Origin of the sequence: Streptomyces sp. 11x1 (assembly GCF_032598905.1) — a bacterium.
GTDB lineage: Bacteria > Actinomycetota > Actinomycetes > Streptomycetales > Streptomycetaceae > Streptomyces.
Genome location: NZ_CP122458.1, coordinates 6,599,083 through 6,610,881 on the forward strand (window position 1 = coordinate 6,599,083; position 11,799 = coordinate 6,610,881).

An 11,799-nucleotide genomic window follows, 5' to 3' on the forward strand; every position below is an offset into this window, starting at 1 on the left:
CGGCGGCGGCTACCTCTTCCGGGCACGGCTACCCCTTCCGGTCGGCCACCACCCAGGACGCCAGCGCCACCACCCCGGCGACCCCGAACACCGCCGGCCAGGCCCCCATCTTCTTCGCCAGCGGATGCGACCCGGCGAACGCGGCCACGTACCCGGCGGTCAGCGCCCCCGCGGCCCTGCCGCCCGCCGCCTTCTGCCACTGCTGGGCCGCCGCGGCGCCCGCCACCGCGAGCACCGCCCCGCCCAGGGGCCGCTTCTTCGTCCAGCGAGCCACCCCGTACCCGCCGATGAGTCCGCTCGCGGCCACCGCCGCCGTCGGAACCCTCGCCATCACTGCCTCCCGCGTCCTACGCCAGGTCCGTCGCGCCCGAGGCTACTGCGCCGCCACCCGCCGGGCGCCCCGAGGCCCCCGAGCCGCGAGGATGCCGAGCGGTCGTTCCCCGGGCACCCGCACGACCTCACCGTCGTCGAGGACGCGGGCCACGACGTGCGTCTGGACCAGCCGTGCAGCCTGCACGCGGCGATGCGCCCCGATTCCTCAACTCTCCTCCTGGAAAAGGAAGTTGGGACGTGCAACAAGAGCAAGTAGCGTGAGCCAGGTCACAGGCCGGCTGTGGGGGAAGTGGTCCACGGCATCCCCTGGGCCTGGCATGCTCATGCGTGGCTACTGGGGGGTAACCGCCGCGTGCGTGCTGCCGTGAGGGCATGTGTGCCGCCATGGCCCGCCCTCCGCCGCCTCGTTCTCTCTCCCCCTCCTGAAGCGCACCCCCCTGTCACCGCTCCCGAGGACTCACGCGTGCACAAGCTCAGAAGACACACCCAGCTGTCGGCACTGTCGGCGATCACCGTCGCGACCCTGCTGATCACCGGCTGCTCCACCGACTCCCCCTCCACCGCCGACAAGGCGGCCGCCACGACGGTCGAGTCTCCCGCGTCCGGCGGGGCCGAGGAACAACTCGCCGTCGTGTCCGCCCCCACCGGTGAGGCCACCCCCACCGCCGTGGCCGACGCGAACGCGGCCGACCAGGGCAAGGCCAAGAGGTCCGCGCTCAAGGTCGCGTCGTACGACAGCAAGAGCGGCCGGGCGGTGATCACGGCACCATCGTCCGGGTCGGACGCCGAACCGTCCGCGACTCCGTCGAGGACCCCCTCCGCCTCCCAGGACTCCGACGAGGCCGATACCGGAACCGACCCCGGAACCGATCCCGGCACCGACCCCGGTACCGGAACAGGTGCGAAGCCGAAGCCGAAGCCCGCCGTGGCCGTCGGCGACGTCATAGCCAGCGCACCCGCCCCCGGCGCCCCGGACGGCGTGCTGGCCGAGGTGACGGAGATCGTCGGCACGGCGGCGGACGGCGGCACGACCGTCGAGACGGAGCCGGCCAAGCTCAACTCCGTGCTGGGTGAGGGCAAGGCGGACGGCACGGTCCCTGTCGACCCCTCCACCCTGGACGTCGACCCGCTCGTCCAGGGCGTGAAGGTCTCCTGGGCCAAGACCGGCGACCTCACCTTCGGCCCCGAGGGCGCGAAGCTCCCGCTCGGCAGCCTGCGTATCGACGTGGGTGCGGCGGTGGAGACCGCGCCGGGCGCCCCCGCCTCGGCCGCCGCGTCGGTCGAGGGCTTCGTCCAACTCGCCCCCGAGGTCGCCTTCTCGTACGACGGCTCCGGCGCCGGCACGGGTTCGTCGCCGGGCGGCGCGTTCCTGGGCCTGACCGGCGACTGGGCCTCGCAGTGGTCGCTGAAGGGCCGCGCGGCCGGCTCGACCGACGGCAAGCCGATCCGTATCCCCTTCGCCGAACTGCATGCCGATCCCGTCATCCAGGTCGGCCCCGTCCCGATCGTCGTCAACCTGGACCTCGTCTGCTACTTCCAGGTCGACGCAGACGGCCGCGTCACGGTCGACGTCGAGCAGGACCTCAAGGGCGACTTCCGCGTCGGCGGCAACTTCACCTGGGCCAAGGGCTGGCAGGGCGTGAGCGAGTCGAACATGACCGGAGAGCCCCTGAAGACGACGGTCACGGCCGTCGGCGACGTCAAGGCCGCGATGGGCGCGGAGGCGACGGTCGGCCTCTACGGCACGGTCGGCGTCACCGCCGACATCGCCCCGTACCTCCGAGCCGAGGCCGACGCGACCGCCGAGGGCTCGGCGGACGGCACGGGTTCGGCGAAGGGCTCCTGGGCCCTGTACGGCGGCATCGACCTCACCGGAACCCTGAACCTCCAGCTCTCCATCTTCGGCACACCGATCTTCCAGACGAAGATCCCCCTGGGCGCCCTGCACGAGGAGTGGCTCCTGACGAAGGGCGAGGCGAAGACGCCATAGGGCGCGCCCGCCTCCCTGTGACCCGTAGGCCCTGCCCTCCTCCCGACGGAAAGGGCAGGGCCTACGGCTCAGACCGAAGAGGGCGCAGGAACCGCGGAGGGCGCGGCGGGCGACGGGAGAGAATCCCCTCATGGGGACCACGAAACTCACCGCCCGCGCCCTCAACCGAGCGACACTCGCCCGCCAACTCCTCCTCAGCCGCGTCAAGTTGGACGTGCCGACGGCGATGGGACGCATCGTGGCCCTCCAGGCCCAGCACCCGGCCTCCCCGTACATCGCTATGTGGAACCGCCTGTCCCCCTTCGACCCCACCACCCTGGACGCGGCGCTCGCCGACCAGCGCCTCGTCCGGGCGACCTTGATGCGCGTCACCGTCCACACGGTCCACGCGGAGGACTACACCCCGTTCCGCGAGGCGATGGAACCGACCCTCCGAGGCTCCCGCCTGGGCGACCCCCGCTACCGCGCCTCCGGCCTGACAGCCGCCGACACCGACGCCTTCCTCCCACACCTCCTGACGTACGCCGAAGCGCGCCCGCGCACAGCAGCCGAACTCAGAACCTGGCTGGAAGACCACCTGGGCACTACCGCCACCCCGGCGGACACCGCCGCCCACCGCATGCTCCGTCACTACGCGCCCCTGTGGCACGCCCCGACCGGCGGCCCCTGGTCCTTCGACGCCCGCCAGTCCTACGTGGCGGCCTCCCCACGACCGTCCCTCACGGACCCGGAAGCGGCCGCCGAAGGCCTCCGCACCCTCATCCGCCGCTACCTCCAGGGCTTCGGCCCGGCGACGGTCGCGGACATGGCCCAGTTCGCACTGATCCCACAGCGCCGCATCAAAACGGCCCTGTCCGCCATGCCGGAGGAACTCGAAACCCTGCACGCCACGGACACCGGCCAAACCCTGTACGACATCCCGGGCGCCCCACGCCCCTCGGAGGACACCCCCGCCCCACCCCGCCTGCTGCCCATGTGGGACAGCACGCTCCTGGCCTACGCGGACCGGGGCCGCCTCCTCCCGACCGAGTACCGCCCGTACGTGACCCGCGTGAACGGCGACGTACTCCCGACCCTCCTGGTGGACGGCAAGGTGGCCGGCATCTGGCGCCCCCTGCCCGACTCCATCGAGGCCACGGCCTTCCACCCCCTCCCCACCGCTGCCTGGGACGCCCTCACGGAGGAGGCCACCGCCCTGCACGCCTTCCTCACCGCCCGCTCGGACCCCACCCCGTACCGCCGCCACGACCACTGGTGGACCAAGCCGCTCCCGGCCACGGCGGAGACACGCGTACTCCCCGCCGATTGACGGGGCCCCGCTCCTTGCCGCACCTCGCCCACCACTTCTTCCACTCCTCCGAGTGATGGCGGGCGTACGAATTTCGAAGTACTTTCAAAGTCATGGGTACCGAGAGCGCCGCCGTGAACTTCTCCGAGCTGGTGAACAAGAACAAGCAGACACTCGCTCGGCTCCAGGAATCGCCGAGACTGCTCCTGCACCGCCGGGACGGGGAAGATCTGGTCCTCACCACCGCGGCGCGGGCGGAGCAGGACCAGACGGTGGTGTCCGCGGCGACTCGGATGCTGGCCGCGATGGCTCGCCGGGAGCCCGGCAGCATGGAACTGCTCCTCGACATACTGCCGGAGGCGTTCCCCTGGGTCCGTTTCCTGTCCGAGCCCGATCTCCACGCCTTCGCCGTCGAACTGGTCGACACCATGCGGGCCGCCGACTCGGTGGGCAACAGCGCCTCCGTCGCCCAGCTGCTCATCGCCTGGCAGCACACCGCGGAGGTCTACTCCGACGCGGAACTCCTGGCCGCGCTGACCCGGCACCACTCCGAGGACTACGGCCCGGTACCCGACCCCAGGAACATCGCATGACCGGGGGCCGCGGAGACCGCGCCGCCCCACCGACGCCCCACGGGCACTGGGAAGTCCGCTTCGCGGACGCGGCGTCGGCCAAGGGCTGGGAGAGCCTCGCGCAACAGGCCCGCGAGAACACCTACCGCGCCCGGATCACCATGCGCACCACCCCGAGGCCGACCATCGAGACACCCCGGCACCATCGACTCAAGGGCGCCTTGGCACACGGCACCCATCGAGGGCAGACCTGCGAGCAGTGGCAGATCGAGGTGACCGGCGGAGGCCGCGTCTGGTACCTCCTGGACACAGCGAACGACACGTGCTGGATCACCTTCGCCGACACCGGGCACCCGAGAGCCACGGACCGACGCTGACCCCGACGGGCCCAGCCGGCCCGACTACCCTCACCCCTCCCGGCCCCACCCCTCCGCGTTCGACCCGGTCTCGTAGGAGTACCGGGTCCCCCGGTCCCACTCCCGGCCGGTGATCCACTCGTACGCCAGATCCGGCACGTAGAGCAGCGGCTCCGCCCAGACGAGTTCCGTGGCGTACGGGACGAAGCGTGCCGGATCCCGCAGCACAGCCTCGTAGACGTCACGCCCCTCGGCCACGACAGCCGCGCGCGTGTAGAGAAAGCCGTCACCGGAGAGATCGTCCCCGAACTCCTTCCGATCCAGCCGATAGAGAGCCCACGCCAACTGCTCCGCGAACCCCACCACGACCGAAACAGGCTCACCCACAAGCCGCCCCACCAACGCGTCCGCAAGGACCTCGGCATCGGGGTCGGGCCCCTCGGGCCGGCGCTCGTCGATGAACTGCCAGAAGGTGTTCTCATCCATGCGCTGGAGCATGAGGCACACCACTGACACCCGAGCCTCGGCGATGGCGTCCGCTCACTACTCAGGACGCCGGACTGGACATCACCTGAAGAGGAGGTTCGGCTCGGCGAGAATGTCCCGCCCCAGTTCGCTCTTGTAGATCAGATCGATGCTGCCGAAGCGGGCGTGGGCGTAGTCCAGGCCCAGAGCCGCTACGGCGCCCCGCACCGCCGCCTCGGAAGAACCCTCGATCTCCAGGAAGGTATCCAGCTCCGGCCAGGTGTCGAAGTCGTAGGTGACGCCGTCCAGCTGCCATTCCTCGCGGTAGTTCTGCTGATAGCGGACCTGCCGCAGACCGAGCGCCGCGAGCAGCTCCGCGGTCTTGGCCAGGTCGTCGACCTCGATCTCGATCTCGGTGGTTCCGTTGATGTGCGTGGCGTCGGTGACCTGCTTCAGGGTGAGTGTGGTCCTGCCGCCCTCGTCCCGCAGCCGCAGCCACTGTTCCCCCTGCACAGCGTCATTCTCGAAGATCAGGCGGGTGAACATGGTCCTGGGGAAGACCTGTTCGGCCCCGGCGGCACGCAACGCGCCGACAGTGGCCTGCACGTCGATCTTCAGGAACTTCGCCTCGTACTCGTGTTGCGGCACGGTTCTCCTTCACACATGACAGCTTCTACGCGTCAGGTCGTGGAACTCCTGCTCGCGCATCTTGGTGATCTCGCTGCAGACGGCACTGTCCAGGAACTGGTCCAAGGGCAGACACAGGTCCATGCGCTGAATGCAGACTCCTACGTGGAAGGTCCCTTTGGCGTCTCGGTAGAGGCGGACCCCGTAGTAGCCCTCCTGGCAGTCGGTCGGGTTGTTGAAGCGACAACTCGCGCACGTCTCCGGCAGACGTACCTGACGAATGTGCTTGGCCTTGATCAACCTCCCGTCGGGCAGCCGGTACGAGACGCGGAACCCTGATGCTCCGGCGATGAGATGGATTTCCTGCGGCACGGCTCGGAGGTCGACGAGTAGCTGGTTGATGGCGTCCAAGGACACGACGCCGTCCGCAAGCGAGGACAGGACCCGTAACGAGACATGTGGGGTGTATCGATCGAGAAGACGGTGTACGCGCTCGACGTGACTGTGGTCGGGCACCACCACATTGGCACGCACATCGATTCCTTCGTCAGCCGCCACCTTGATCGACTGCTCCAGGGCTTCGATCTTGCGTCTCGCCAGGGAGGCCGACTTGTACCGCACGTTCTGCACCTGCGCCAGTTCCTCCGGTGTGGTGCCGAAGACCGAGAAGTTGATCCGGTCCAACCCGGCCTGCGCGCAGCCAGGAAGAATCCTGGCGCCGTTCTCGCCGTTGGAGGTGACCCCCACGCTGTACCCCTCCTCCCTGGCCAGGGCCACGATCGCGGGGAGCTTGGGATGCAGCGTCGGTTCGCCCCCTGTCAGATGAACCTCCTCGAACCCCAAGGCGTCACGGAGCTCCCGCAACGCAGTGCGGAACGTCTCGTCAGGGAAGACGGGCGCTGCCGTGAAGCGTGCTCCATTGGTCGCGAGGTAGATGGAGACACGTTCGGAACGGCCGACGGCACCGAACTCGCCGGCGACCTGAGCATGGTTGTCGGCGGCCACCGGCGTGCCCTCGTTGTGGCAGAACGTACAGGTCATCCCGCAGGCGTCGATGACCTTCACCCGCAGAGTGCGGTCCATGGTGACCCTGACGGGGACGTGGTCTCTGATGCCGGTCAGGGCGCGATGCTCGAACACGACGTGCAACTCCTTCGTCGGAGACGTGGCGGTTGGAGCGTCCGTGCCTGCCTGGTTTGGGCAGTACGGCAGAGGCGGCCGGCACATTCGCCTGTCGTGGCGTGACGGGGGTTGGGGCGTGCCATCCCGGGCCCGAGGGCGGCCTTGTGACGCCAACGACCCTAAGGAAGGCCGGAGTATGGCCTCAATGAGATTGCGGGAAGTTGCGAAGCGTCATCCGAGGGAGTCGATCGCGGTGTTGATCAGGGACCGTGCCGCGTTGCCGTGGACCGCCATCTTCATCAGCTCCCCGAATGCCGTGCGGTAGTCGGTGAGTTCGCGCGGCTGGACCACGTTGATCTCGGCTGTGAGAGTTTCCACGACGCTGCGTGTGCCGTCGTGGAGGTAGAACGCTTCCAGAGGCCACATGGTCCTTTGAACTGTGAAGGGGATGACGCCCAGGGAGACCGAGGGGAGCGGCATCACAGTCAACAGATGCCTCAGCTGGCCGGTCATCGTCTCGGCGTCTCCGACGCGATAGCGCAGCACGCTTTCCTCCATGAGTACGACGAACCGGTGTCCGCCCTCGTAGAGAAACCGGCTTCGGGCGACGCGGGCGGCGACCGCCTCGGAGACGTCGTTGGGGGTGCCCTGAAAGTCGGTGATGGCCTCCATCAGGGCTGTGGCGTAAGCAGGTGTCTGGAAGAAGCCAGGTACCACGTTGGAGACGTAGGCGCGAGTGACGGCCGTCTGCGCGTAGAGGTCGAAGAAGCCCTCTTGGGTCTTGCGCATACCGGTCTGGTGGCGCCTCCGCCACTCCACGTACATCGAGTCGACGGCACGGGCCGTGGCGATCAGATCGTCGGCCTGGCCGGCGGCGTCACAAGCGGCGCACCAAGCGCGGATGTCCGCGTCGGTGGGCTGCACCTCGGCCTTCTGGATGCGCGTGGTCTTCGCTGGGTGCCAGCCGCACCGGGCCGACAGCTCCTTCCCGGTGAGGCCGGCGTCTTTGCGCAGGTGCGTCAGGCGCACGGCGAGCGCCTCGCGGGCCGCTTGAGCGCTGGACGAAGGGGAGGCGGGCATGGGGCGGCAGGGGCTCAGACGGTGTACTTCGCGTGGTCGACGGCCCGCTCCCATACGGCCTCGAACGCGTTGGAGCACAGCTTGACCACTGCGGGGTCCTCGCTGAACTCCTTGGGCGGATCTGCCCAGTCGCCGTCTCCGGTAAAGATGTTGAACTGCACCAGACGGTCATCGATCAGCCAGAAGTCGGCCCCCGGCAGGGCGAGGTCCACAGCCTGCCGACGGGGCAGCCAGCGCACCCGTTCGCCTGCCTCGACATTCAGAGCAGTGGCGGCGTGCTCCCAGCGGATGTAGTCCGTCACGGGCTCGGAAACGATTCTGGCCCGGCGCATCACCACGCCACGACCCACGGCCTCCCGTACGAGGCCCAGCCAACTGGGCCACCAGCGCGCCGTCGGGTCGAGGTGGACCTGCCCGGTGCGCTTGAACTCCTCGAACTCCGCGGCCTCGTCACCGACTCCGTACGCGTCGCGCATCTCCAGATGCACCGCGCTGCAACGCGCACCCGCCAGCAGCTCAGCGAAGCTCGGCACGCCGCTCTGCGACATCGCACGCCTCCCTCAGAATCGGCACCATGCGGGCGGGGATTCGGATCACCGTCTCATGAGCAGGAATCCCCACCGCGTGACCGACGACCCACTCCGTACCGCTGACCAGCGCCTCCAGCACTTCGTCGGCCCTGACACCCTGGAGCACCAGGTCAGCCGTCTCATCCTCCACCCACACCGTCGGCGACCCCTCGCCCCCCGTGTTCGGGTCGATCCCGATGAACTGTAGGTCCATGGTGCCCTCCCGGATCAAGTAGGTTGCGCATTCTTGCGTGAGACGTTTTCGAAGAAGGCTACGAACGTCAAGAGCTCAGGGCGAGTCGAGGAATTATGGCCTAATTGCGTCATCCTGAGCTGCGGTAGCCCTGAAACAACTGCTCATTGCGCACGGCATCGCGCATGGCTACCGGCGCCCATCTCCCGCCACAAGTGCCTCAGCCCGACAGGCCGCGGTGGAGTGAACGGCATGCCCCCCGGGAGGGTGCCGACCTCCAGCGGGGCGGCGCATGGGGACGCGGAGCGTCTCCCGTTAGTGTCACTAGCTAGTTTGCGCGTCGGGGGACTGGGGCTGAGGCGAGGGTCTGTCGGGTGTGCGAGCCACACCTGCTAGGTCGGGTTCGAGGGTGCACAGCACCGGCGCGAGCGAACAGCTGGCTGCCGCAACGGGTTCACTTCAGTGCGGCAGCCACGAACCTGCCCCAAGCCTTCGTCGACACCGTGAGGTGAGCGAAGTCTGGCCGTTTGGAGTCCCGTATCAGTACGCCAGCCGGGACGAAAGCAGCCTCTAGGCACTCAGTTGTGTTTGCTCCGCTATAGGACGACTTGAACCATGCACGTTCCGGATCGGCCGGGGGGACTGGCATTCAAAGCTCCTTACGGATCCGATGGATCAGGGAGGAGGAAGCCTCCATGTCCAACGCTTGTGCCCGGAGGTACTCGAACGCAAGTCGGTAACGCTCCAGTTCCTCCTCCTTCTCCAGGAAGAGGGACCCGGTGTGGAAGTCCACGTACACGACGTCGAGGGCCGGCTCCCTGCCTCCGAAAGTTACGAAGCTTCCGAGAGCGGCCGCATGTGCTCCCTTGGAGAATGGCAGCACCTGGAGGGTGATGTGAGGAGACTCGTTCGCTTCAAGCAGCCGACTGAGCTGCTGTTTCATCGTTTCCGGTGAGCCAACGACCCGGCGGATCACTGACTCGTCGAGGATGGCCCAGAGGCGAGGCGGCTTCGGGCGTCTGAGGATCTCCTGCCGCTTCATGCGGATGTCGACGAGCCGCTCGATCTCCTCCGGCTCCAGAGGCACTTCGTTAGCCTTCTGAAGTGCTGTGTTGTAGGCACGCGTTTGCAAGAGACCGGGGACGTACACGCAGGAGAAGTGATTCTCATGAACTGCCTCGTCCTCAAGGGTGAGGAGAAGGTTCATGCTCTCCGGGATGGAGTCAGCGAAGGAGCTCCACCAGCCCTGCTGCTTGGCGTCCTTGGCGAGATTCACGACGGCCTTTCGCTCGTCCTCTGCGGCCTCGTACTCGCGGCACAACGCCTCAACCACGATCCACCGGACCGGACCTGCTTGAGTCTCGTACCGGCTGACCGTGGCTTTGGACACACCCACCAGTCGCCCTGCCTCCTCAAGGGTTAGCCCCTTCCTGGCTCGCAACTTCCTCAACATCGCGCCCAGTTGGCGGCGGCGGGTCGTGGTCCGGACGGACATCGTGCTCCTCTGCGTCAGTTCGGACGGCTGTCCGGGAACGCAAGCAGGCTAGGCAGCGCCGGGCTTGAAGTACCAGCCGGTTCACTCGATAGATACGCGTGAGAAGTTACATAGAGAGATTTCTCTGTGCCATGCTTCTCGCAGACCGCTACGCAGTGCAGCCGTCTGAGTACGGCTGGTGCAGCGCCTGTGTGGCCTGAGAGGGAGGAGTGGCCGTGCCCGGCTACGAAGTCACCGAACCTCAGCTTCGATGCGTGCTGCCCTTTGAGGCGGCGCCGACGGAGGTATCTCTGCTCCGTAAGGCAGCTACCGCGCAGCTCAAGCGGTGGGGTATGGAAGGAAATGTCGAGGAAGTGGCGCTGTTGGTCACGGAGTTGGCGACGAATGTTCTCAAACACGTCGGGGACGGTGCGTCGGCGACCTTGATCCTTGAGACGAGGAGTGAGCGGCTCCGCCTAGAGGTTCACGACAAGAGCCGTGTGGTCCCGTCCCCCAGAGGCTTGGACTGCGCAGCGGAGTGTGGTCGTGGCCTTCACCTGTTGGCGGCCCTTGCTCTGGACTGGGGTACGGAACACACGGCCGGGGGCAAGGCAGTATGGTGCGAGGTTCTTCTTGACCCCGCTCATTACTGTCGCCGTATCGCGCGAGCCGTCGCCGCGTTGTCGGGCTATCGGCGAGTACGCGGGCGAGCGATCACGCCGGGTGGCCGGAAGTCGGCCGGACTTGAGGAGTCAGCCGTCGAGCTGATCGCAGACCTCCTCCACTGGACCACGTCCCTAGGCTGTGATCCGGACGACGTCCTTGATCTCGCTCAGACGTGCTACGAAGCCGAAGCGGACGCTGCCTAGTGGGTCCCGAGCTGTGCGGCCTTCCGTATCTCGTCCCGGAGGTCGTCGGGAGTGCGCCAGGATTCTCCTGGTCGGCTCGTGTGGCACATGCGGTGGCAGTTGGCGCACAGGCAAGCAAGGTCGTCGAGTCTTGTTTTCCGGGTGCCCGAAATGTAGAGGGGGGTGACGTGATGCACTTCGATGAAGCCCTCGCCAATACTGCCGTAGATACGGGCGAAGTCGAAGAGGCAGACCTCGCACCGCAACGGCTCGCCGCTGTTGAGGACCTGCTGGATCTTCAGTTTGCGCAGCTTCCGATCCCGTTCGCGGACGAGTGCCCGGCGGACCAACAGCCGTCCCTCGATGGCGGTCAACCCGTCGTCGTCAACCTCATCGGGCTGCTGTGGGAGAAGCTGAAGTTCGCCCGAGCCCATGCTTTCCACGATGGCCTCGGCCGCCTGGAGCATCTCAGCTTCACGCTCAGTGAACGCCTTGATCATCCGAAGGGTACCCTCGCCGCCCTTGGTGCCCTTGCCGGAATAAGACTGGTAGTTCGTGGCGAAGTCGCTGGTCTTGCGGCTGACGCTGTCCGGCGACCGGAATTCGGGCAGCGCGCGTGCTTCTGGACTGTGCAGCGGCAGCGAGCGGAGCAGCTCGGACAGCTCATGCACCTTCTGGTCGCCAGTCCGCAGCTCACGCCAGCCGTTCTTCACGACGAGCGCGCCGGCCAGTACAAGTTCATCCTCAGTCCACGCAGGGCTTCGCATGAAGAATATCGTATGAGTGTTCGCTGCGGCGGAGGGTGCGTTAAGCGATCAGTCGGCCGTGCTGCACACTGGGGCAGGTCGCGTTGTCAGTGGGGTCTGTCACCCTCAGTGATGG

General features: G+C 67.4%; 16 protein-coding genes. 5 read left to right on the top strand and 11 right to left on the bottom strand.

Annotated features, from left to right (window positions below; all coding sequences use genetic code 11):
- Positions 1–28: 28 nt before the first annotated feature.
- Together P8T65_RS28960 and P8T65_RS28965 are read right to left on the bottom strand one after the other, a co-directional pair.
- Positions 29–331 carry a hypothetical protein gene (locus tag P8T65_RS28960; protein WP_316728117.1) on the bottom strand — a complete coding sequence of 101 codons (303 nt, stop codon included), beginning with the start codon at positions 329–331 and terminating at the stop codon, positions 29–31.
- A 42-nt stretch (positions 332–373) separates the two neighbouring features.
- Positions 374–517 carry a hypothetical protein gene (locus P8T65_RS28965; protein WP_316728118.1) on the bottom strand — a complete coding sequence of 48 codons (144 nt, stop codon included), beginning with the start codon at positions 515–517 and terminating at the stop codon, positions 374–376.
- 279 nt (positions 518–796) lie between these two features.
- Between P8T65_RS28965 and P8T65_RS28970 the strand changes: the two genes are divergently transcribed.
- The 4 genes from P8T65_RS28970 to P8T65_RS28985 all read left to right on the top strand — a co-directional run bounded on the left by P8T65_RS28970 (position 797) and on the right by P8T65_RS28985 (position 4,560).
- Entirely contained in the window at positions 797–2,323 is a 1,527-nt protein-coding gene (locus tag P8T65_RS28970) for a hypothetical protein (protein ID WP_316728119.1), read from the top strand.
- A 130-nt stretch (positions 2,324–2,453) separates the two neighbouring features.
- Positions 2,454–3,632: a winged helix DNA-binding domain-containing protein gene (locus P8T65_RS28975; protein WP_316728120.1), complete on the top strand. Its 1,179-nt coding sequence runs from the start codon at positions 2,454–2,456 to the stop codon at positions 3,630–3,632.
- A gap of 92 nt (positions 3,633–3,724) precedes the next feature.
- Positions 3,725–4,204 (top strand): hypothetical protein, encoded by a 480-nt coding sequence (locus P8T65_RS28980; protein ID WP_316728121.1) that lies wholly within the window; start codon positions 3,725–3,727, stop codon positions 4,202–4,204.
- Positions 4,201–4,560, top strand: a complete 360-nt coding sequence (locus P8T65_RS28985; RefSeq protein ID WP_316728122.1) for a hypothetical protein — start codon at positions 4,201–4,203, stop codon at positions 4,558–4,560. The genes P8T65_RS28980 and P8T65_RS28985 overlap by 4 nt, the downstream gene beginning before the upstream one ends.
- Before the next feature lie 30 nt (positions 4,561–4,590).
- On the opposite strand, the gene P8T65_RS28990 is transcribed toward P8T65_RS28985, so the two are convergent.
- The 8 genes from P8T65_RS28990 to P8T65_RS29025 all read right to left on the bottom strand — a co-directional run bounded on the left by P8T65_RS28990 (position 4,591) and on the right by P8T65_RS29025 (position 10,090).
- The gene (locus P8T65_RS28990) at positions 4,591–5,025 is read right to left on the bottom strand and encodes a DUF4240 domain-containing protein (protein WP_316728123.1); all 435 of its coding nucleotides are present in this window, start codon (positions 5,023–5,025) and stop codon (positions 4,591–4,593) included.
- Positions 5,026–5,106: 81 nt separating this feature from the next.
- Positions 5,107–5,652, bottom strand: a complete 546-nt coding sequence (locus P8T65_RS28995) for a CYTH domain-containing protein (RefSeq protein WP_316728124.1) — start codon at positions 5,650–5,652, stop codon at positions 5,107–5,109.
- A 9-nt stretch (positions 5,653–5,661) separates the two neighbouring features.
- Positions 5,662–6,714, bottom strand: a complete 1,053-nt coding sequence (locus P8T65_RS29000) for a radical SAM protein (RefSeq protein ID WP_399103244.1) — start codon at positions 6,712–6,714, stop codon at positions 5,662–5,664.
- 270 nt (positions 6,715–6,984) lie between these two features.
- The gene (locus P8T65_RS29005; protein WP_316728126.1) at positions 6,985–7,833 is read right to left on the bottom strand and encodes a helix-turn-helix transcriptional regulator; all 849 of its coding nucleotides are present in this window, start codon (positions 7,831–7,833) and stop codon (positions 6,985–6,987) included.
- A gap of 14 nt (positions 7,834–7,847) precedes the next feature.
- Positions 7,848–8,381, bottom strand: coding sequence for a DUF6879 family protein (locus tag P8T65_RS29010; protein WP_316728127.1), 534 nt, complete (start codon positions 8,379–8,381; stop codon positions 7,848–7,850).
- Positions 8,350–8,616 carry a hypothetical protein gene (locus tag P8T65_RS29015; RefSeq protein ID WP_316728128.1) on the bottom strand — a complete coding sequence of 89 codons (267 nt, stop codon included), beginning with the start codon at positions 8,614–8,616 and terminating at the stop codon, positions 8,350–8,352. The genes P8T65_RS29010 and P8T65_RS29015 overlap by 32 nt, the downstream gene beginning before the upstream one ends.
- A gap of 433 nt (positions 8,617–9,049) precedes the next feature.
- Entirely contained in the window at positions 9,050–9,244 is a 195-nt protein-coding gene (locus P8T65_RS29020; RefSeq protein ID WP_316728129.1) for a DUF397 domain-containing protein, read from the bottom strand.
- On the bottom strand, positions 9,245–10,090 hold the full coding sequence (locus tag P8T65_RS29025; protein WP_316728130.1) for a helix-turn-helix transcriptional regulator: 846 nt from the start codon (positions 10,088–10,090) through the stop codon (positions 9,245–9,247).
- A gap of 215 nt (positions 10,091–10,305) precedes the next feature.
- Here P8T65_RS29025 and P8T65_RS29030 point away from each other — a divergent pair, with 215 nt between their 5' ends.
- Entirely contained in the window at positions 10,306–10,938 is a 633-nt protein-coding gene (locus P8T65_RS29030; RefSeq protein ID WP_316728131.1) for an ATP-binding protein, read from the top strand.
- Here the strand turns inward: P8T65_RS29030 and P8T65_RS29035 are convergent.
- Complete coding sequence (locus tag P8T65_RS29035; RefSeq protein WP_316728132.1) at positions 10,935–11,684, bottom strand: HNH endonuclease; 750 nt, start codon at positions 11,682–11,684, stop codon at positions 10,935–10,937. The two genes, P8T65_RS29030 and P8T65_RS29035, sit on opposite strands and share 4 nt — an antisense overlap.
- Between the last annotated feature and the right edge of the window lie 115 nt (positions 11,685–11,799).

Coding starts and splice junctions, on each gene's coding strand:
- P8T65_RS28960 (WP_316728117.1), bottom strand. CDS start 331: ATGGCGAGGGTTCCGACGGCGGCGGTGGCCGCGAGCGGACTCATCGGC.
- P8T65_RS28975 (WP_316728120.1), top strand. CDS start 2,454: ATGGGGACCACGAAACTCACCGCCCGCGCCCTCAACCGAGCGACACTC.
- P8T65_RS28980 (WP_316728121.1), top strand. CDS start 3,725: ATGGGTACCGAGAGCGCCGCCGTGAACTTCTCCGAGCTGGTGAACAAG.
- P8T65_RS28985 (WP_316728122.1), top strand. CDS start 4,201: ATGACCGGGGGCCGCGGAGACCGCGCCGCCCCACCGACGCCCCACGGG.
- P8T65_RS28990 (WP_316728123.1), bottom strand. CDS start 5,025: ATGGATGAGAACACCTTCTGGCAGTTCATCGACGAGCGCCGGCCCGAG.
- P8T65_RS29000 (WP_399103244.1), bottom strand. CDS start 6,714: ATGGACCGCACTCTGCGGGTGAAGGTCATCGACGCCTGCGGGATGACC.
- P8T65_RS29005 (WP_316728126.1), bottom strand. CDS start 7,833: ATGCCCGCCTCCCCTTCGTCCAGCGCTCAAGCGGCCCGCGAGGCGCTC.
- P8T65_RS29010 (WP_316728127.1), bottom strand. CDS start 8,381: ATGTCGCAGAGCGGCGTGCCGAGCTTCGCTGAGCTGCTGGCGGGTGCG.
- P8T65_RS29015 (WP_316728128.1), bottom strand. CDS start 8,616: ATGGACCTACAGTTCATCGGGATCGACCCGAACACGGGGGGCGAGGGG.
- P8T65_RS29020 (WP_316728129.1), bottom strand. CDS start 9,244: ATGCCAGTCCCCCCGGCCGATCCGGAACGTGCATGGTTCAAGTCGTCC.
- P8T65_RS29025 (WP_316728130.1), bottom strand. CDS start 10,090: ATGTCCGTCCGGACCACGACCCGCCGCCGCCAACTGGGCGCGATGTTG.
- P8T65_RS29035 (WP_316728132.1), bottom strand. CDS start 11,684: ATGCGAAGCCCTGCGTGGACTGAGGATGAACTTGTACTGGCCGGCGCG.